Annotated in this window: 15 protein-coding genes; 11 read left to right on the top strand and 4 right to left on the bottom strand. The window is 66.6% G+C overall.

Annotated elements, in window-relative coordinates:
• Positions 1-22: 22 nt before the first annotated feature.
• The gene (locus BEMPMBAN_RS16690) at positions 23-1,111 is read right to left on the bottom strand and encodes a mandelate racemase/muconate lactonizing enzyme family protein (protein ID WP_159231946.1); all 1,089 of its coding nucleotides are present in this window, start codon (positions 1,109-1,111) and stop codon (positions 23-25) included.
• Between the two features lie 94 nt (positions 1,112-1,205).
• Here BEMPMBAN_RS16690 and BEMPMBAN_RS16695 point away from each other — a divergent pair, with 94 nt between their 5' ends.
• The 8 genes from BEMPMBAN_RS16695 to BEMPMBAN_RS16730 all read left to right on the top strand — a co-directional run bounded on the left by BEMPMBAN_RS16695 (position 1,206) and on the right by BEMPMBAN_RS16730 (position 10,730).
• Positions 1,206-1,883: a GntR family transcriptional regulator gene (locus BEMPMBAN_RS16695; protein ID WP_159231948.1), complete on the top strand. Its 678-nt coding sequence runs from the start codon at positions 1,206-1,208 to the stop codon at positions 1,881-1,883.
• Positions 1,884-1,990: 107 nt separating this feature from the next.
• The gene (locus BEMPMBAN_RS16700) at positions 1,991-3,103 is read left to right on the top strand and encodes an ABC transporter substrate-binding protein (RefSeq protein ID WP_159231950.1); all 1,113 of its coding nucleotides are present in this window, start codon (positions 1,991-1,993) and stop codon (positions 3,101-3,103) included.
• A gap of 35 nt (positions 3,104-3,138) precedes the next feature.
• The gene (locus BEMPMBAN_RS16705; protein WP_159231952.1) at positions 3,139-3,954 is read left to right on the top strand and encodes an ABC transporter permease; all 816 of its coding nucleotides are present in this window, start codon (positions 3,139-3,141) and stop codon (positions 3,952-3,954) included.
• Complete coding sequence (locus tag BEMPMBAN_RS16710; RefSeq protein ID WP_159231954.1) at positions 3,954-4,796, top strand: ABC transporter permease; 843 nt, start codon at positions 3,954-3,956, stop codon at positions 4,794-4,796. Before BEMPMBAN_RS16705 ends, BEMPMBAN_RS16710 begins: the two co-directional genes overlap by 1 nt.
• Positions 4,796-7,036, top strand: coding sequence for an aminotransferase class III-fold pyridoxal phosphate-dependent enzyme (locus BEMPMBAN_RS16715; protein WP_159231956.1), 2,241 nt, complete (start codon positions 4,796-4,798; stop codon positions 7,034-7,036). The genes BEMPMBAN_RS16710 and BEMPMBAN_RS16715 overlap by 1 nt, the downstream gene beginning before the upstream one ends.
• On the top strand, positions 7,029-8,684 hold the full coding sequence (ilvD, locus tag BEMPMBAN_RS16720; RefSeq protein ID WP_159231958.1) for a dihydroxy-acid dehydratase: 1,656 nt from the start codon (positions 7,029-7,031) through the stop codon (positions 8,682-8,684). Before BEMPMBAN_RS16715 ends, ilvD begins: the two co-directional genes overlap by 8 nt.
• Positions 8,685-8,748: 64 nt before the next feature.
• The gene (locus BEMPMBAN_RS16725; protein ID WP_159231960.1) at positions 8,749-10,386 is read left to right on the top strand and encodes a phytoene desaturase family protein; all 1,638 of its coding nucleotides are present in this window, start codon (positions 8,749-8,751) and stop codon (positions 10,384-10,386) included.
• Positions 10,383-10,730, top strand: a complete 348-nt coding sequence (locus BEMPMBAN_RS16730; protein ID WP_425294983.1) for a cupin domain-containing protein — start codon at positions 10,383-10,385, stop codon at positions 10,728-10,730. The genes BEMPMBAN_RS16725 and BEMPMBAN_RS16730 overlap by 4 nt, the downstream gene beginning before the upstream one ends.
• A gap of 18 nt (positions 10,731-10,748) precedes the next feature.
• On the opposite strand, the gene mmpL3 is transcribed toward BEMPMBAN_RS16730, so the two are convergent.
• The 3 genes from mmpL3 to trmB all read right to left on the bottom strand — a co-directional run bounded on the left by mmpL3 (position 10,749) and on the right by trmB (position 15,317).
• Complete coding sequence (gene mmpL3, locus BEMPMBAN_RS16735; protein ID WP_159231964.1) at positions 10,749-13,760, bottom strand: trehalose monomycolate exporter MmpL3; 3,012 nt, start codon at positions 13,758-13,760, stop codon at positions 10,749-10,751.
• 82 nt (positions 13,761-13,842) lie between these two features.
• Positions 13,843-14,541, bottom strand: a complete 699-nt coding sequence (locus BEMPMBAN_RS16740; RefSeq protein ID WP_159231966.1) for an NYN domain-containing protein — start codon at positions 14,539-14,541, stop codon at positions 13,843-13,845.
• On the bottom strand, positions 14,538-15,317 hold the full coding sequence (trmB, locus tag BEMPMBAN_RS16745; protein WP_159231968.1) for a tRNA (guanosine(46)-N7)-methyltransferase TrmB: 780 nt from the start codon (positions 15,315-15,317) through the stop codon (positions 14,538-14,540). The genes BEMPMBAN_RS16740 and trmB overlap by 4 nt, the downstream gene beginning before the upstream one ends.
• Before the next feature lie 178 nt (positions 15,318-15,495).
• On the opposite strand from trmB, the gene BEMPMBAN_RS16750 reads away from it, so the two are divergent.
• The 3 genes from BEMPMBAN_RS16750 to BEMPMBAN_RS16760 all read left to right on the top strand — a co-directional run bounded on the left by BEMPMBAN_RS16750 (position 15,496) and on the right by BEMPMBAN_RS16760 (position 19,903).
• Positions 15,496-16,509, top strand: coding sequence for a hypothetical protein (locus BEMPMBAN_RS16750; protein ID WP_337761916.1), 1,014 nt, complete (start codon positions 15,496-15,498; stop codon positions 16,507-16,509).
• A complete protein-coding gene (locus BEMPMBAN_RS16755; RefSeq protein WP_159231970.1) occupies positions 16,506-17,870 on the top strand; it encodes a hypothetical protein in 1,365 nt (454 codons plus the stop codon). Before BEMPMBAN_RS16750 ends, BEMPMBAN_RS16755 begins: the two co-directional genes overlap by 4 nt.
• Before the next feature lie 203 nt (positions 17,871-18,073).
• On the top strand, positions 18,074-19,903 hold the full coding sequence (locus tag BEMPMBAN_RS16760; protein ID WP_159231972.1) for a phosphoenolpyruvate carboxykinase (GTP): 1,830 nt from the start codon (positions 18,074-18,076) through the stop codon (positions 19,901-19,903).
• Positions 19,904-19,918: the final 15 nt, after the last annotated feature.

A 19,918-nucleotide genomic window follows, 5' to 3' on the forward strand; every position in this document is an offset into this window, starting at 1 on the left:
GCCCCATCAAGTTCCGGCGAAGTCAGTCGAGGATGAGCCGCTCGAACGCATTCGTCTCCAGCACGGCCTCGTCGAGTGCGATACCCAGGCCCGGGCCATCCGGGGCATGCACGAGACCGTCGGATCCTGTGCGCAGCACGTCGGTGACTCCGCACTCGAACGGTTCGACAGGCACCGCCTGCTCGAAATAGGTGGTACGGCCGAAGGCAAGCGCTACTTGGAGGTCGGCGGCCTGGATCACGGTGTGGCCGTAGCTGATCAGTTCGACATCCAGCCCGGCATCTTCGGCGACCCGGATCATCCGCAACGCCGGCGTAGGGCCCCCGACGAACGAGACGTCGAACCGCACCGCACTGAACGGCTCGAGGAGCAGGACCGTGCTCAGCAGATCGGGGTGCCACAGCGCGTCACCGGCGGGCAGGATCGGCACCGCGGGAAACTCGTCGCGGAGGGCCCGGTAGCCGAGGACGTCAAAGTCCGTTATCGGGGCTTCGAACCACCGGGCGTCGACATCGGCGCAGGCGGTCGCGACGATCCGCGCACCGTCGCGGTCGTAACGCCCCTCGGCGTCGAACATCAGGGTGAGAGCGGGAAACGCAGGACGAAGCGCGCGCATCAGAGCTGCGTCCCGTTCTGGAATGCCCCATGCGTGCAGTTTCACCGCGGCGTAACCGGATTCAACGAACCCGGACAGCGCCTCCCGGTACTCGGTCTCATCGCCGAGCAGCGGTACCGAGGCATATCCAGGCAGCGACGTCGGCGTCGGTCCGCCGGCGAGCATCTCGCGCAGCGGCACGCCTCGACGCCGGGACGCCAAGTCCCACAACGCGGTATCGATCGTCGACCGTACCGCGGGCGGAAAGGCGGAGGTGTTGTCCTCGGACACGAGAGTATAGACACCATCTCGGTCCTCGGCCTCGAGTCCCATCAGTCGTGGAAGGAGTGGACGCAGGGTCTCGAACGGTCCGCGGTCCCACATACCGAACGTGTCGGAGTCATAGGCGCCGACACCCGTTAAGCCGTCGGAGTCGGTGATGCGCAACAGTGTTGTCGTGGTGTACACCTCGTCCGAATGCGAGGTGTACCGGAACCGTTCGACCTCAGGGCCCAACGCCCAAGCTTCAATCCTGCTGATTACAGACACGAGCCACATTACATTTTGCAGATAGCAGATTGTCAACAGTCGACCTCGTATACTCGCGGGTATGAGCGACCCCGCAGTACTGCGCCCCATCGATGTTCCGCGCTCCCTGAGCGAGGATGCTGCTGATCGGATCCGTGAGCAGATCGTCCTCGGCGGATTCCGCCAAGGCGAACATCTCAAAGAGGCACGAATCGCGGAGCAACTCAACGTCAGTCGCGGACCGGTGCGTGAGGCGTTCAAGATCCTGCGCGCGGAGGGCCTGCTCGCCGAGGAACCACACCGCGGGACGTTCGTGGTGAGTCTGACGGCCAAAGACGTTAGCGACATCTACGGGCTGCGCGCCGCGGTCGAGGAGTTCGCGGTCCGTCTCGTGTGTCGTGAGCAGGACCTGACCGCGCTCACGCGGCTCCGTTCGCTGGTCGACGATCTCCGCGCGGCTGCCGCCACCGGAGATGCGTCCGCCGTGGCGCGAGCTGACGTGGCGTTTCACGAGGGACTGTGCGCCGCCTCCGGGAACACCCGCGTCCACGAGGTCTTCCTGCGGTACGTCCCGACGATCCGTGGCCTCCTCCGGCTCGACGAACGAATCATGCCGTCCCTCGATGAGGTGGTGCGTCAACACGAACCCATGGTGGACGCCATCGAGTCGGGCGACGAAGAAACGGCCGCCCGGTTGGTCCGCGAGCATTCGATCGAGGCCGGCAGGCTGCTCGTGGCCCTGCTGAACGAATCCGAGTAGGCGTTTCTTCCAGTTCGGCATCCACCGTGCATAATGGAGATTGTTGACAATCTCCGGTCTACCAAATAGCGTGCGCGATAGAGCTGACGTCCACTGAGGAGCGCCGCGTGACAACCACAGCCAACAAACTGGTCATCGCCACTTCGGCGGCGACGCTGCTGGTCGCCGGATGCAGTGGCGGAGACTCCGGCGGCGCCGCCGAGCCCGGCCTCGCCAATCCGGGCGACCCCGCCTCCATCGCCGGAACGGTCCGGCTCTATTCCTACGAGGACGGCTTCAACGACGACTATCTGGCGTCGTTCCATGAGATGTATCCGAACATCACACTCGAAACCGCCGGTTTCGGCAGCAACGAAGAGGCAATCGCGAAGATCCAGGCGGGGTTCGAGGCCGATGTCATCAACACCTGCGTCGACGAAGGCGCATTGGAGGCTGTCCAAAAGGGTGTCTACGCACCGTTGGACATTGCGCGCCTGGAGAACTGGGCCAATCTCTGGCCGGCGATGAAGGAGATGCCCGGAATCACCGTCGACGGCGAGGTATACGTGGTGCCTGTGGACGCCGGAACCGCGGGGCTGATCTACAACGCCGACAAGATCACCACGCCGCCCGATTCCTGGACCGATATGTTCGATCCGCAATACCGGGACCGGGTCTCGTTGCAGGACAACGCCGTCACCGCTATCGACATCGGCGCGCTGGCCACCGGGATCTCTGATCCGTTGAACATGGACGAGGCGCAGCTCGACACGGTGAAGCAGTACCTGATCGACAACCGCTCGCAGTTCCGCACATTGTGGGAGGACCAGGGCGAGGTCTTGTCGCAGTTCAAATCGGGGGAGATAGATCTGGCCAGCGGCTACACCAGCATCGTGAAGGAACTCCAGGCGGATGGCGTCAACGTCGAGTTCGCCGTCGGTAAAGAGGGACAGATGTTGTGGACCTGCGGATACGGCATCAGTCCCGACATCGCTGACGAAAACGTCGACGCCGCATACGCATTACTGAACTGGTACACCAGCCTGCCCGCGCAGATCTATGCGGCGACGAACTGGTACTACCTTCCCTCCAACGAGGGAATCATCGATGCGGTGACGCCGGAGGTGCGCGCAGACGCCCAACTGGACACCTTGTTCGACCTCGACAATGCCATCCCCGCCAGCCCGCCCAAGGACCGCGATGCGTGGGTCAAGGCGTGGGCCGAAGTGAAGGCTTCATGAGCCGCTGCTGCATGCGGCGGTGAGCGGATCCAGAAATGTGGCGTACGTTCCTCGTTGTCGTCGGTGCGATCCTGTTCGGCCCGCTGGTGATCTTGCTGGTGTTCTCGTTCAACGACTCCAATGTTCTGGCCATGCCCTTCGAGGGCCTCACCCTGCGTTGGTACCGCATCGCGTTCAGCGACTCTTCGCTGCATGCGGCGCTGCTCAACTCCACCATCGTCGCCCTGGTGGTCGCCCCTCTGTGCCTGATCCTCGGGACGCTGGCAGCGTTCGGCCTGACCCGCTTCCGATTTCGTGGACGAGCGGCGGTAGCGGGGCTGGTGGCGGCACCGCTGGTACTGCCCTGGTTGGTGATCGGCATCGCAGCGCTGATGGGGTACGCGAAAGCCGATGTCACGCTGGGGTTGCCCACCGTCATCGCGACGCAGGCTGCGTGCACCTTCCCTCTGGTCACCGCGATCGTCGGGGCGCAACTGTTTCGGTTCGAACGTGTCCAGGAAGAGGCGGCAATCGATCTGGGCTGCAATCGGATCCAGGTGTTGCGTTATGTCGTGCTCCCGCACGTCGCGCCGGCTCTGGCCGCTGCAGGTATCTTCGCGTTCACCTGGTCGTTCAACAACTACGAAATCAGCGCTTTCACGCTCGGATTCCAGCAGACGTTCCCGGTGTGGGTGTACTCCTCGGTGCGCAATCCCGACCACACCGCGGTCGTCAACGCGGTGTCGGCGCTGATCTCTGCGGCACAACTGTTGCTGATCTGGGGCGGCCTCAAGCTGATAAAGAGGCGGACGAGCAACGACGCCGCGACTTCCCTGCTGACCGGGGCCGCCCATGCCGGGAGCGTCAGGTGATGGGAGGCCGCGGTATCGAAGCGCGCGGTGCACTGGCAGTTCTGGCAGCCCCGGTGGTGGTCCTGCTGGTGCTGTTCGTCATCCCCTTCGCCGTACTCGTGCAGATGAGCGTGCTGAAGTTCCCACCGCGCACGACCAGTGGTTTTTCTCTGGAGCACTACCAAGAGGTGCTCACCGACCCACTGAACTTCAAGATCGCGCTGACGACGTTCGGGATCGTCACCCTCGCGATGGCGGTGATGTTGCTGATCGCCCTACCGCTGGCTTATTTCATGGTGTTCAAAGCGGGGCCGCGCGAGATGTTCCTCCTGCTGGCCCTGGTGATCGTGGACGAGTTGGCACCCGTGGTGCGGGTTTATGCGTGGCAGGTCATCCTCGGCCGCAATGGGCTGATCAACTGGATGTTGCCCGGCCCGTCGCTCGACTGGCTGATCTACAGTCCGTTCGCCGTCGTGGTTGCGCTGGTGACCTCCTACATCACCTACACGACCATCCCGATCTACGCCGCGATGAAGGCCATCGAGCCGGTGACGTTGGAAGCGGCGACCGACCTGGGTGCCGGTTGGTTCCAACAGTTCTGGCGTATCCTGGTGCCGCTGGCCGCGCCGGGCATGTTCGTCGCGGCGATTCTGGTCTACATCCCGATGTACGCCGATTTTGTGGCCGCCGACATCCTTGGCGGACCGTCGTCGTACCTGCTCGGACAGCGGATCCGCGACGTGATCCTGGAACAGGGGGACTGGGGCGCCGGTTCAGCGATGAACTTGGTGATGCTCGGCCTGTCGGGGGTATTCGCCTTGCTGGCCTACCGCATGTCGAAGATGAATCGGATGCAGACCTGATGCCGGGGGATCTGGTCGCCGACCCGACGCACGCCCTCGACGACGTCACCATCGGGGCCGTGGTGGCTGAGTTGTTCGGCTTCCACGGCGCCGTGGCCGCGCACTTCAACAGCGAGCGCGATCAGACCGCGCTGCTCGTCGATGAGGACGGGGCCCAACGGGTCGTCAAGATCTCGCACATCGCGACCGCCGCCGCAGAGGTGGATCTCGAAGGAAGAGCGGCGGTCTGGGCGAATCGCATGGACCCCGGGCTTCCGGTGGCCGTGCCGCTGCCCACCCTCGCCGGGGACTTGTTCGCGCAGTCCCCCCGGTTGATCCGGCTCTACAATCGCCTGCCCGGGACATCGTCCCGAAACGGCGCCACGCTGAGTCCCTCGGCGATCAAGGAATTCGGGGCTATTTCCGCGCGACTGGGGCTGGCGTTGCGTGGGTTCTTCCATCCCGCCGCACAGCGACGGCTGCTGTGGCACGTAGAGTCCCGCCACCAGATCCGCGCGATGACCGACGCCATCGCCGGCGACGCAAACCTGGTGCGGGCCGCCCTCGATCGGTTCGAGCGCAACGTTGCGCCGCTGTGGGGGAGCATGCGCGCCCAACCGGTGCACGGTGACCTCACCTTGGACAATGTCCTGTTCGACGGCGCCGAACACGTCAGTGGAATCATCGATTTCGGCGATCTCACCCACACGGCCCTGGTAGCCGACGTCGCGGCGGCACTGGCCTCGGTGGGGTCGACGCGTACTGGCGGGGACCTGCTGTCCAGCCTGGCTCTGTTCCTCGACGGCTACACCGCGGTCAATCCGCTCGAACCCGTCGAGCGCTCGGTGCTGGCCGACACCCTGGGCCTGCGGATGGCAATCACACTGACCCTGTCGGCCAACCGGACCGACCTAGACGCGGCCAACGCCGAGTATCTGCGGAGCTGGGATGCCGGCGCGTGGAGCCTCCTTCGCGAACTAGACGCCGCAACACCCCGCCACCTGGCCGACACGTTCGGCGCACCGCGCACCCAGCCGCCGACCCGTACGCTGATGGCCCGTAGGCATGTGGTCTTCGGCTCGGTGCTGGCGCCGCTGACCTATGGCGACCCACTGACCCCGATCAGGGGCAGTGGCGCAATACTTCTCGATGCCGATGGCCGCAGCTATATCGACGCCTACAACAACGTGCCGGTGGTAGGGCACGCGCACCCCCGGGTGGCGACCGCGATCGCCGACCAGGTCCGACTGCTGAGCACAAACCTGCGCTACCTTCATCCGCGGGCGATCGAACTGGCCGAACGCTTGGTTGCGAGCATGCCCCCGGACTCCGGCCTGGACACGGTGTTGTTCCTGAACTCGGGCAGTGAGGCCACCGATCTGGCGTGGCGGATAGCGACGGCCGTGACCAGCAATACCGGCGCGCTGGTGTCTGACTTCGCCTATCACGGCGTGACCACCGCGACGACGGCGTTCTCGCCCGAACAGTGGCGCAGCGACTGGACACCCGATCACGTCGAACGCTTCCGCGTCGGCGCCGAGCTCACCGGCGCGCTCGAACGTCTGGCTGCCCGCGCCCACCGACCGGCCGCATTGATCGTCGATCCCACCTACACCAGCGACGGAATCCTGCTGCCCGGCAGGGACTATCACAGAGCGATCAGCGCCACCGCTCGGCAGGCTGGGGCACTGGTGGTGGCTGACGAGGTGCAGGCAGGCTTCGGGCGGGCCGGCGACCACCTGTGGTCGTTCGTCGGCGCCGGATTGAGCCCGGACATCGTCACACTGGGCAAGCCGATGGGCAACGGCTACCCGGTGGCGGCCGTGATTGCGCGCCGCTGTGACGTCGAAGCGCTGGCGTCCCACACGGAGTTCTTCAGCACCTACGCCGGCGGCCCGGTGGCTGCGGTCGCGGCGACGGCGGTGCTCGACGTGATCGACGACGAGCGACTGGTGGAGCATGCGGGGGCGATGGGTGCAGTGCTGCGTGACCGACTCTCCGCCGGCGGTCTGCAGGTTCGGGGACTGGGGCTGTTGATCGGCGTGCAACTCCCCGACGCCGTCGAAGCGACCGCGGTGCTCGACGAGGCACGCCTTCGCGGCGTCCTCATCGGGTCCACGGGTCGCCACAACGATGTTCTGAAGATCAGACCGCCGTTGGTGATTACACCGGAACAGATCGAGCAGGTATCCGTGGCGGTGCTCGACGCCGTCGACAGCGCTGTTGAGAACCAAGAGAAATGTGTGAGGAAAGATGCGTAGCAAAGAACAGTTCGAGGGAACCGATCGTTCGCTTCAGCGGGCGTGGATCAAGGGGGCCGGGTTCACCGATGAGGAACTGACCCAGCCGTTGGTGATGATCGCGAACACCTACCAGGACTTCTCTCCGGAGAATGCACACCTGCGCACCATCGTCGACGCCGTGAAGGCCGGTGTCCGGATGGCCGGCGGCACGCCCATCGAGTTCAACACCTTTCACGTCACCGACAGCGAGGCGTTCGCGGCGCGCAGCATGCGCTATGTGCTGCCGAGCCGCGATGTCGTGGCCGACTCGATCGAGTTGATGGCCGAGGGGCATGGCGTGGACGCCCTGGTGTTGCTGCCCGGAGGCGACAAACCCACACCGGGAATGGTGATGGCCGCGGCCAGACTCAACCTGCCCGCCATCCTGCTCTACGCAGGTGCCACCCCCCACGGCGTCTACCGCGGCAAGAAACTCTTCCTGGAGACCGTGTACGACGGTGTCGGCGAGGTGGTGCGCGGCGAGATCGACGAGGCGACGCTCAAACACTGGGAGGACGAACTGTTCCCCGGCCCGGGTGCCGGGGACACCCTGACGTCGGGCAACACCGCGGGCATCTACACCGAGGCATTGGGCCTCGCGCTGCCGCACACTGGAACTCTGTCCGCTGGCTGCAACAACCAGATCAGGGCAGCCAAGTACACCGGAATGCAGATCGTGAAGTTGTTGAGAGACAACATCCGCCCGCGCGACATCCTGACTCCGGCGGCATTCGAGAACGCGCTACGGGTGGCGCTGGCGGTGTCCGGGTCGACCAACCTGGTGCTGCACTTCATCGCGATGGCCAAGGAAGCCGGCATCCAGTTGGACTTTGACACCATCGATCGGGTGGGTCGCGATACGCCGACGCTGGCCAAGCTGGCGCCATCGGGGCCATGGGGAGTCACCGAACTGCACGCAGCAGGCGGAGTGCCCGCAGTGCTGCGCGAACTCGGCGATCTGATCGACGGCTCCACCGTCACCGTGTCGGGCCAGACTACGGGCGAAATCGCCTCTGCTGCAGAGAACCTCAACCCTGAGCTGCTCGCTTCGCGGGCGAACCCCCTCGGCCCCGAGGGCGCGATCTTCATTCTGCGCGGCACCCTGGCGCCCGACGGGGCGGTGGTGAAAGCTTCCGGCGTCGCCCCGTCCATGTGGAATTTCGAGGGCACCGCAAAGGTCTTCGAAGGCGAAGAGTCCGCGATCGAAGCGACTATGAGCGGCCAGATCAACCCGGGCACGGCAATCATCATCCGCAACGAAGGCCCCAAAGGCGGCCCCGGCATGCGGGAAATGCTCGGTGCCACCTCGGCTGTCGTGGGGATGGGTCTGTCCGAGAGCGTCACCCTGATCACCGACGGCAGGTTTTCGGGAGCCACCCACGGTCCCGCTATCGGATATGTCGGGCCCGAGGCTGCTGACGGCGGACCCATCGGATTGGTCGAGGACGGCGACCGGATTCTGATCGATTTGGCGAACCGGCGCTTGGACCTCGATGTGCCGGCCGACGTGCTCGATGCGCGCAAGGCCGCGCATGTACCCCGCGAACCCAGCGTGACATCGGGATACTTGGCGTTCTACGCACAACACGTCGCGCCGGCGTGCAAGGGCGCTGTGATGCCGCGATGAGCGCTTGCGCGAAGAGCAGAATGGCCCCGATGAGCGCTTGCGCGAAGAGCAGAGGAGACCATTCATGAGCACCCACTACGACGCGGTCATCGTCGGCGGTGGTCACAACGGTCTGGTTGCGAGCTTCTACCTGGCGCGGGCCGGGCTGAGAACCCTTGTCCTGGAGCGGCGTCCGTTCGTCGGCGGCGCCTGCAACACCGAGGATTTTGCGCCCGGCTATCGCGCGTCGACCGGGGCGTATGTGCTCTCGATGCTGCGCGAGGCGATTTGGCAGGACATGCAGCTGGAACGGCGCGGCATCTTCGTCGACCCGGCCGGACCGACGCTGAATCTGTTCCCCGACGGCGCCAGCTACTACCTCGGCGACGACATGGCCGAGAACGTCGCGAACACCAAACGTTTTTCCGAGTCCGATGCCCGCGCGCTGCCGAAGTTCGAGGACGACCTGTCCGCCATGGTCCAGCAGGTGCTGCCGATCTTCGACTTCACAGCTCCGGATCCACGGGTGAAGAGTTTCGACGACATCCGCGGGCTGGCGCGCCTGGGCGGGGTGGGCGTGCGTACTCGCCCCTATCTGGACCAACTGGCTCGGTTGTTCACCTCCAGCGCGCATCAGATCCTGGCAGAGCGGTTCGAGAGCGACCACGTCAAGGCTGCGCTGGGCTGGCACGCGATCAACGACAGCGTGGCGGGGCCCTCGACCCCGGGCACGGCGTTCGTGCTACTCCACGACCATGCCAGCGAGGAAAGTGACGGCGGCGTCCGGCAGTGGGGCTTCGTGCGCGGCGGGATGGGTGTGTTGACCGAGACCATGGCCGACGCAGCACGTGAGGCTGGTGTGCAAATCCGTTGCAATGCAGCAGTTTCGGGAATCGTCACTCGTGGAGGGAAGGCCACTGGGGTGCGGCTGATCTCCGGCGAGGAGATCTCCGCCACCCGGGTGTTGTCGAACGCCGATCCCAAGCACACGTTCCTGACGCTGTGTGACCGCGCCGACCTTCCCGATGACTTCGTTCGGCAGGTGCAGGCCTACCGGTGTATGGGCACCAGCATGAAGATCAACCTGGGACTGTCCGAATTGCCTTATGTCGTAGGCTATCCGCGCGACGGCGTGCAGCCCTACCACCGCGGCATCATGGAGGTGAACCCGTTCATCCCCGAGATGGACCTGCACCAGGCGCAGGCGCAGTACGGCCTGGCGGTCCGCGACTCGCATATCGAGATCGTGTTCCCGACGGTGCACGACGCCTCGTTGGCGCCCGACGGCAAGCACATCGCCACCATCGACGTGAACTCACAGCCGTTCCATCTACGTGATGAGAATTGGGACGACATCAAGGAGACCCGGGCCGACGAGGCCATCGCACAACTCGAAACACATTTCCCAGGTCTGAGCGGGCTGATCGAACACCGTCAGGTGCTCAGCCCGCTGGATATGGAGCGGGTGATGGGCCTGACGGGTGGGCACGCTCTGCACGGTGACATGTCGCCGGACCAGCTGCTGTTCATGAGACCGGTTCGGGGTTGGGCGAAGTACCGCACCCCGGTCAGGAACCTCTACCTGTGCGGCGCAGGCACCCACCCCGGTGGCGGCGTCACCGGAGCCAACGGCCGGAACGCGGCCAGGGAGGTGCTGCGCGACGCACGAAGTCGTGGGCTCTCCGGCAGATACCGATCACGGCAGAAGTGGGTGGAGCAGTGACGGAATTGCTGCCGAACAGCGTCGTTCACGCCACCTCTCTGGATCTGACGCCTGAACGTGTGCCCGCCGGACAATCAGTTCAGGGGGAACCGCGAACCGGCAGCACAACGCTGACCGATTTCCATGGCGTCGAGGTCGGTGTCTGGGAGATGACGCCAGGCGTTGCCACCGACGTCGAGGTCGACGAAGTCTTCATCGTGCTCGCGGGGGTGGCGACAATCGAGTTCGCCGACGATACCCCGGTATTGCAGGTCGGCCCAGGCGATGTCGTCCGCTTGGCGGCCGGCGCCGAAACGGTGTGGACCGTCACCGAGACCGTGCGAAAGGTCTATCTGACCTCGTAGCCGCAGTGCCCGCGCGGGCTAGAGCCGGCCCTCACGCCGCAGCAGATCCTGGGCGCTGACACCGCTGCCGCCGCGGCGCTGGGGTTCGTCCTCGGCGCGGGTGTTGAGCTTCTCGGTGGCGGCCTCCGCGTCGGACTTCTTCGGCGTCGGGATCGCCCGCGTCTCATCGGCGGAGTCGTCATCCGGTGCTCCCGACTCGCGCTGCGCGTGGATCGCCGTCGTCGGTTCGCTGCCGCCGGGACCCTGATCGGGCATCGCCCGGGTCGGCTCGGCCGACGGCCGCGGCGGCGGTGCCGGAGCGGCAGCCCCGGACCCCGGACCCGAGCCGGTACCGCGCAGGTCGCCGAGCCACGATTCGATCTCGCGTTCACCCCGGGGAGGGGCCGGCGGCTGCGGCGGGCGTTGCGTGCGTTGAGTGGCCGCCGCGGTGGCGCTGCTGACCGCGTTGCGGACCGCGTTCTTGGCCATCGACAGCCGAGTCGTCTGCGGTTCCTCGTCAGCCGGTGCGGGCGGCGGCGCGCTCGGCAGCCGCGTCGTCCCCGCTGCCGACGGACCGCTGACCCGCGGCGGCGTGCCGGCCCCGCCGGGGCGGGGCGAACCGCCCGGCGCAGGATGGGTGGGATCGTGCGGCGGCAACGCCCTCGGGGGCGCCGCGACCGGCGGCCCGCCGACGCCGACCAGGGCTTCGGGATGGGCCGGCTCCGCGGCGGTTTCCCGGGAATCACGCACCGACGGGCGCTTGCGTTCGTCGGGCAGTTCGGTCTCGCCGAGGCCGAGCCGCTCCTGCAGGCGTTTCATCCAGCGCGGCGCCCACCAGCAATCGTCACCGAGCAGCTTCATGATCGCGGGCACCAGGAACATCCGGACGATCGTCGCGTCCAGCAACAGCGCGATGAGCAGGCCGAACGCCAGGTACTTCATCATCACCAGGTCGGAGAACACGAATGCGCCCGCGACGACAGCTAGCACCAGGGCAGCACCGGTGATCAGACGGCCGGTGGTCGCCGTACCGATCCGGATCGCTTCGGCGGTGGACATGCCGCGCTCGCGCGCCTCCACCATCCGCGACACCAGGAACACCTCGTAGTCGGTCGACAGACCCCAGATCACGGCGATGATCAAGCCGATCATCGGTGCCATCAGCGGCTGCGGCGTGTAGTTCATCAGGCCGGAGCCGTGGCCGTCGACGAACATCCACGTGAGGATGCCCATCGTGGAGCCGAGCGTCAGCGCGCTCATCAACGCCGCCTTGATCGGCAGCACCACGGACCCGAATGCGAGGAACATCAGGATCGTCGTGGTGGTGATCAGCAGCAGCACCATCAGCGGCAGCTTGTCGAACAGACTGTGGATGCTGTCCTGCTCGAGCGCGGGGGTGCCGCCCACGGACACGGTGAGTCCGCGCGGCGGCGACAGTTCGCGAAGTTCGTCGATCTTCTGGGAGGCGTCGTTGCGAACCTCCAGACCGTTCTGGATGACGCGCACCGACGGGTCTCTCGACGCACCGTCGAGGTAGGGACGTTCCTGCCACATCTTGGCGGGGTCGCCGTCGGGCTCGATGAACCCGGGGATCGCCATCGCCTCGCTGCGGATCTCCGCGATCTGCTGGTCGGTGACCGGGTCACCGTTCTCGTTCTCGATGACCAGCGTCAAAGGTTCGGTACGGAATCCCGGGAAGGTCCGGTCGAACTCCTCCTGCGCGACGCGCACCGAGTTGTCGGGCGGCAGGTACTTCTCGCTGATGCCACCGAGCGACAGCTGACCCAACGGGATGATCAACAGGATCATCCCGATCAGGATGGGTGCGGCGAAGCCGATCGGCCGCTTCATCACGACGTTGACGAGCTTGCCCCAGAAGCCCTTCTCGACCTCGGCGCGGGTCTTGGTCTTCTGGGTGCGGTCGGCCAACCAGTTCAGCCACCAGTTCATCGGCTTCCAGTTGCGGAAGAACGGCACCCGCAGCAGCGTCCGCACGCCGAGCGCGTCGACGTTCGGGCCGAGGATGGCCAGGGTGGCGGCCAGCACGGTGACGGACAGAATCGCGGCCAGCATCACCGACGCGATGATCGCGTAGGTGATGGACTTGAGGAAGCCCTGCGGGAACAGCAGCAGCGGAACCGAGGAGGCCACCAGGATGACGGCGGAGAACATGACGGTGCGCCCGGAGGTCATCACCGTTCGCCGCACCGCGGCCTCGGTGTCGTAGCCTTCGGCGATCTCCTCGCGGAACCGACTCACCATGAACAACCCGTAGTCGACGGCGATGCCCAGGCCCATGAGCGTCACCACCGGCTGGGCGAAGAAATGCACGGGGATGATTTCGGCGATCAACCGCATGATGCCCAGCGAGCCGGCGATCGTCAGCGCGCCGATGATGGCCGGCAGTGCAGCGGCGATGACCCCGCCGAACACGAAGAACAGCACGACGGCGACCAACGGGATGGCGGCGACCTCGGCGCGCCGCTGGTCCTCGCCGATGGTTCCGGTCAGTTCGCTGGCAAGGGGCTGCAGGCCGGCCTGCTGGACCTCGATGCCGTCGATGTTGAGGGCTTCTTTGACGGTGGTGCCGTCTTCGCCGACGTTCTTGTTGTAGTTGTTCAGGATCGCGTCGTCGTTGTCGCCCTTGAGCTGGACCGACATGAAGGCGTGCTGTTTGTCTTCGTCCGCCATGTTGCTGAGCACTTCGGGGCTCTTGAAGTAGCCGATGGCGCGCAGGATCTGGTCGGGGTGATTGCGCTCGACCTCCTCGAGGTTGTCGAGGACCTTCTCCCGGAACTGCGGATCGTCGACCGTCTTGCCCTCGGGCGCGGTGTAGATCGCCACGATGTGACCGGAGGTGTCGCGGCCGTACGCCTGGTCGGAGACCACCGACGCGTGGACTGATTCGCTTCCTTCGTCGTAGAACCCGCTCTGTGTGACGTGCTGTCCAAGGCTGATGCCGTAGACGCCGCCGCCCAGGCACAGTGCGACCATGACACCGATGACGATGTATCGGTACTGGTACACCGTTCGACCCCACCAGGCGAACACGTTCAGCTCCTAACGGTCATGAACAACTCTGACAGTTTCTGTCAGCGGCCTCTACGCACATCAGAAACCCGGCTTCAGTTTTCTAGGCACGCGAGGCCAGTAGCGAGGACAGCGGCCGGAATGGCTGCAGCCAAGCGCCCTGCTCTGGCAGCGAATCGAGGCCGATTCGCGGTAGCGGTTCCCGGAAGACACCGTCGATGTCCTCCAGGTCGACAAACTCCAAGGTATCCGACGCTAACGCCCAACTGGCATGTTCGCGAAATCCGAGCACCTGGACCGGGATGCCGTCCCTGGCCAGGTCCTCGAGCGGGAGTTTGAAAGCCTGACCGTCGGCCGAGGCCACGATCAAGCCGGCCAGCCCTTCGCCACGGCGCAGGGCGATGTGGGCCAGCATGTCGCTGTCGACGTCACTGTCGTCATCGATCTTGGGTTTCGCGAACACCGCGAACCCCACGTTACGCAGCGCTTCCACCCACGGCCGGACGACGTCGGCGCTGCCCGGGGCGATGTTGGTGAAGACGGTGGCCTCGGGTTCCAGCGAGAGGGCGGGCTGGCTGTCGCCGAGTTGCACCGACAGGTCGGCGGTGCGGGCCAGCAGCCAGCGTCCCAGCGCGTCGAATCGGGGCCGGTGCGCTGCGGTCGGGCGGCCTCCGAGGATCGACCCCAGCCCCATGTCCAGATTCGGTGCGTCCCACACCAGCAGCACGCGCGCGATCGCAGGCCCGTCGGCTGCCGAGGTGAGGACGTCGGGGACGTCGGGGATGTTCTCGGTCAGGCTCACGGCGCCTTCTCCCAGAGCAGTTCCGCCACGTCGGTGCCGGCCAACGCCTTGATCTCGTATTTGGTCGCAGGCCGGGCCACCGAGATGGGCAGGGTGTCGGTAGCGCGATCGGCGCTGATCCGGCGCAACCGGGGCTCCGCGTCCCCGACCTCGGCGATCTGCTCGGCGTACCCGCGGTGGTCGGTGGCGGCGTGCAGCACTCCGCCGGGCCGCAGCCGGTCGGCGATCAGCGCCATGGTGGCGGGTTGCAGCAGCCGGCGCTTGTGGTGGCGTGCCTTGGGCCACGGGTCCGGGAAGAACACCCGCACCCCTGTCAGCGACTGCGGTGCGATCATGTGGGTCAGCACGTCGACCCCGTCGCCGCGGATCAGCCGGATGTTGGTGACCGAGGCGCGATCGATGGCGCTGAGCAGCTGTGCCAGGCCGCGCCGGTAGACCTCGACGGCGATGACGTCCAGGTCGGGTTCGGCCTGGGCCATGGCCAGCGTCGACGTACCTGTTCCGCAGCCGATCTCCAGGATCACCGGAGCCCGGCGGCCGAACCACGCCTCGGTGTCGAGTCGCTCCTCGGGTCCGGTCGGCGCGTCGTCGCGAGCCTGTCGGCCCAGTTCCGGCCACAGCCGGTCCCAGGTGGCCTGCTGCTTGTCCGAGATCGTGGAGCGTCGGGCGCGGAAGCTGGTGACCCGGCGGGAGAAATGCGGGCTGACCTCCGGATCGTCAGCCAGCGCGCTGGCGACGTCGGGACCCGGCACTTGCATCCGTCCATGGTCGCTCATCAAGGCGGCACTCCCCGCATCGTGTTACAGATTGATACCCAACAGTTGCCTTCCACTGGTACACGCGAGTACCTGGTGCGTCCACCTCCGAAGATCGTTCCTGGCCAGCCGTGTTCATCCCCACACCGGCCCTCATCCCCAGCCTGCCCGCTGCGGCCGGTTTCGTCCGGTCGGAGGTGTGACGATTTTCGGAACGGGCCGAAACGGGGTTCGGGAGCGGGGGCTGAAGATTTTCGTCGACGTACTGGCCGAATTCGCCGCGCGCGTCCGGGTTTCGGGAGTGACGGCCGTGGAGGAGAGGTTGCGCGCGCCGCTGGCGGTGGCGGTGCGCGGCCGGTGCGGCGTGGGGCGCGGCGCGGTGGCCAGCGCGCTCGCCGGTTCCGGTGTGACGGTGACCACCGACGCCACCGACGCCGACGTGCAGGTGCTGGTCATCGCCGAGGCGCTCAAACCCGAGGATCGAGCGGCCGCAGCAGATCCAGGCCCGACATTGGTGGTGCTGAACAAGGCGGACCTGGGGGGTGCAGGCGGGCCCCTGGATTCCGCCGAGCGGCGCGCGGCAGAGGTGGCCGCGACGGTGGGCCTGGCCGTCGTCCCGATGATCGCCCACCTGGCCGCGGTCGAGTTCGACGACGAGCAGGTCGCGGCGCTGCGCGTGCTCGTCGCCAACCCCGCCGACATGACGTCGACGGACGCGTTCGTGCGTTCGGAACACGTGCTGCCCGCGGAGGTGCGCGGGAGTCTGTTGACGAGGCTGGACCGGTTCGGTCTGGCCCATGCCGTACTGGCCGTCGCCGACGGAGCGAGCACTGCGACGCTCACGCAGCGGCTGCGGGTGCTCAGCCAGGTCGACCGGGTGCTGGCGCATCTGGACGGGGTGGCGGCACCGGTCCGCTACCGCAGGGTGTGTGCCGCGGTGCAGGAACTGCGGCTGCTCGCCGCACGATCCGGTGACCACCGGCTCGAGGAGTTCCTGGCCTCCGACGACGTTGTCATCGCGGTGATGGCGGCCGCGGTCGAGGTGGTGGAGGCCTCCGGGACCACCGTGGACCGCGGGCACCACGCGGACGCGCATCTTCGCCGGGCGCGGCACTGGCGGCACTACGGCCAGGGTCCGGTCGGCGTGCTGCACCGGCGGTGCGCGGCCGACATCACCCGCGGTTCACTTCGACTTCTCGGGCAGCAACGGTGAGCGATCCCGCCGATCCACCGGGGGTGCTCCGCCGCGACGTCGTGTTGGTGACCGGACCGCCACACGCGGGGGTCACCAGCCTGGTGCAGACACTGCGGCAGCGGCTGCCCGGGCACGGCTACGTCGAGGACCACGAGATCGGCGTCGGGACCGCGCCTGTGGCCGTGCTGTTCGTGGTGTCGGCCGTCGCCCCGGTCACGGAATCGGATTGTGCGCTGGCCGATCTCGCCAGCACGCAGACCGATGTGGTGATCGCGGCGGTCACCAAGATCGACGACCACCGCGACTGGCGGGCGGTCCTCGCGGCCGACCGCGAGAAACTCGGCGCGCGCGTGCCCAGGCTCCGGGGCATCCCGTGGACAGGCGTCGCGGCTGCACCGCGGTTGGGTGAGCCGTTCGTCGACGGCCTCGTCGAAACCCTGCAACGGCATCTCGGCCACCCCCGGCTGACGAGCCGGAATAGCCTGCGTGCCTGGGAGTCTCGGCTCTGCGCCGAGATCGAGCAGCAAGACGCGCTTCGCCGGCGCCGTGACGAGCTGGTGCGACAACGCAACCGCTCCAGAGCCGAGGGGGTGGTCGCGCTCCGCGGCCGGATCCAGCAGACCCGGGTGGCACTGTTGCGTACCGCACGCCACCGTTGCCTGGCGGCGCGAACCGAACTGCTCGGTCTGGCGGCCACCACCGGCCGGGGGAGCGCCGGGTTCGTCCGCAGTGTCCGACGGCGGTGCGGCGACGTAGCCGGCGAGGTCGATGAGGAGATCATCGCCCGAACCCGGGCGCTGGCATCCGAACTCGGCCTGACCGAGCCACCTCGGTCGGCTGCCGGGGCGGTGGCGCCGATCGCCGAACCCCTGGTGAGGACCCGGCGGCTGGAAACCCAGCTGATGACGGTCCTCGGTGCGGGATTCGGGCTCGGGGTGGCGCTGGTGCTGAGCCGGTTGTTCTCCGGATTGGCGCCGGGGTTCACGGGTGCGGCCGCGAGCACCGGGGTCGGGCTGGCCGTCACAGTGTGGGTGGTCAGAGTTCGCACGCTGTTGCACGATCGGGCGGTGCTCGACCGGTGGGTCGATGACGCGATCACCACGCTCCGTCAAGTGCTCGAGGAGCGGGTGGTCCTTGCGGTGCTGGCCGTCGAGTCCGCCCTGGTGTCGCAGCACCTGGCCCGCCATGACACGGAGAACTCGGCGGTGGCTGCGCGCGTCGCCGAGATCGACGCCGAACTGCGGGAGCACCGTCGGGCCGCGGCCCCGACGCGCACGGTCCCAGACGGTGCGACGCCGTCGTCACGGCAGCAGTTGGAGGCCGTCCGGACTGCGCTGGCGACGGCGAAATCGACCGAAACTCTGGTTACCGGCCGGTAGACCACCGGGTGACAGGCATCTGAATCGTTCCTGTGAGTGATCGGACATACTCCTGAACGACCACGGGTATGTGCACCACGTTAACCTCAGTACATAGGGACGGCCGTGGCGTTCGGCGTGGCATTCGGTTCGAGCCTTTGGTTCAGAGTCGAGCGCCTGCGTCCTCGCAGAGACCTCGCGCAGAAGATGCAGGAGACAACAGGATGACCGCAGCGACAATTCCAGGACTGGATTCCGCACCGACCAAGCACGAGGGGCTGCTGGCTTGGGTCCGCGAGATCGCCGAACTCACCCAGCCCGACCGCGTCGCGTTCGCCGACGGCTCGGCCGAGGAGTACGACCGGCTGGCCGCGCAGTTGGTGGAGGCGGGTACCTTCCAGAAGCTCAACCCGGAAAAGCAGCCGAACTCCTATCTCGCGCTCTCGGACCCCTCCGATGTCGCACGCGTCGAGTCCCGTACCTTCATCTGTTCCGAGCGCGAGGTCGACGCGGGTCCCACGAACAACTGGATGGACCCCGCCGAGATGCGCGGCCTCATGACCGATCTCTACCGCGGCTGCATGCGCGGCCGCACCATGTGGGTCGTCCCGTTCTGCATGGGCCCGCTCGAAGCCGAAGACCCCAAGCTCGGCGTCGAGATCACCGACTCGGAGTACGTCGTCGTCTCGATGCGCACCATGACCCGAATGGGGCAGGCTGCGCTCGACAAGCTCGGAAAGGACGGCTTCTTCGTCAAGGCGCTGCACTCCGTCGGTGCGCCGCTGGAGGCGGGCCAGACGGACGTGCCGTGGCCGTGCAACGACACGAAGTACATCACCCACTTCCCGGAGACCCGTGAGATCTGGAGCTACGGGTCCGGCTACGGCGGCAACGCGCTGCTGGGCAAGAAGTGCTACTCGCTGCGCATCGCGTCGGCCATGGCACGCGACGAGGGCTGGCTCGCTGAGCACATGCTGATCCTCAAGCTGATCTCCCCGGAGAACAAGGCGTACTACATCGCCGCGGCGTTCCCGTCGGCCTGCGGCAAGACCAACCTCGCGATGCTGCAGCCCACCATTCCGGGCTGGCGCGCCGAAACCGTGGGCGACGACATCGCGTGGATGCGTTTCGGCAAGGACGGCCGGCTGTATGCCACCAACCCCGAGTTCGGTTTCTTCGGCGTGGCGCCCGGCACGAACTGGGACTCCAACCCCAACGCGATGAAGACCATCGCGGGCGGCAACACCGTGTTCACCAACGTCGCCAAGACCGACGACGGGGACGTGTGGTGGGAGGGCTTGGAGGGCGAACCCGACCACCTGATCGACTGGAAGGGTAACGACTGGATCCTGCGTGAGACGGAAACCAAAGCAGCGCACCCGAACTCGCGCTACTGCACCCCGATCTCGCAGTGCCCGACCCTGGCCCCGGAGTGGGACGACCCGCAGGGCGTGCCGATCTCGGCGATCCTTTTCGGCGGGCGACGCAAGACCACCGTCCCGCTGATCACCCAGGCCCGCGACTGGCAGCACGGCGTGTTCATCGGCGCCACACTCGGTTCCGAACAGACCGCCGCCGCCGAGGGCAAGGTCGGCACCGTGCGCCGCGACCCGATGGCGATGCTGCCGTTCATGGGCTACAACGTGGGCGACTACATGCAGCACTGGATCGACATCGGCAAGAACTCCGACGAGTCCAAGATGCCCGCCGTGTTCTTCGTCAACTGGTTCCGCCGCGGCGCCGACGGTCGTTTCCTGTGGCCGGGTTTCGGGGAGAACAGCCGGGTGCTCAAGTGGGCCATCGAGCGCATCGAGCACAAGTCCGACGGCAAGACCACGCCGATCGGGATCGTGCCGACGGCCGCGGACATGGACCTCGAGGGGCTCGACGTGAAGGCCGAAGACGTCGACGAGGCACTGGCGGTCAACGCCGAGGAGTGGCGCCAGGAACTGCCACTGATCGAGGAGTGGTTCGAGTTCGTGGGCGAAAAGCTGCCGACAGGTATCAAGGACGAGTTCGACGCCCTCAAGCACCGGCTCGCCGAAGAGGCCTGACCCCGGTTCCGCGAA

Source organism: Mycolicibacterium austroafricanum, assembly GCF_902705885.1.
Classification (GTDB): Bacteria; Actinomycetota; Actinomycetes; order Mycobacteriales; family Mycobacteriaceae; genus Mycobacterium; species Mycobacterium vanbaalenii_A.

Excerpts from the sequence above, each read along its gene's own strand:
- BEMPMBAN_RS16695 (WP_159231948.1), top strand. The coding sequence starts at position 1,206 with ATGAGCGACCCCGCAGTACTGCGCCCCATCGATGTTCCGCGCTCCCTG.
- BEMPMBAN_RS16705 (WP_159231952.1), top strand. The coding sequence starts at position 3,139 with ATGTGGCGTACGTTCCTCGTTGTCGTCGGTGCGATCCTGTTCGGCCCG.
- BEMPMBAN_RS16710 (WP_159231954.1), top strand. The coding sequence starts at position 3,954 with ATGGGAGGCCGCGGTATCGAAGCGCGCGGTGCACTGGCAGTTCTGGCA.
- BEMPMBAN_RS16715 (WP_159231956.1), top strand. The coding sequence starts at position 4,796 with ATGCCGGGGGATCTGGTCGCCGACCCGACGCACGCCCTCGACGACGTC.
- ilvD (WP_159231958.1), top strand. The coding sequence starts at position 7,029 with ATGCGTAGCAAAGAACAGTTCGAGGGAACCGATCGTTCGCTTCAGCGG.
- BEMPMBAN_RS16725 (WP_159231960.1), top strand. The coding sequence starts at position 8,749 with ATGAGCACCCACTACGACGCGGTCATCGTCGGCGGTGGTCACAACGGT.
- trmB (WP_159231968.1), bottom strand. The coding sequence starts at position 15,317 with ATGAGCGACCATGGACGGATGCAAGTGCCGGGTCCCGACGTCGCCAGC.
- BEMPMBAN_RS16760 (WP_159231972.1), top strand. The coding sequence starts at position 18,074 with ATGACCGCAGCGACAATTCCAGGACTGGATTCCGCACCGACCAAGCAC.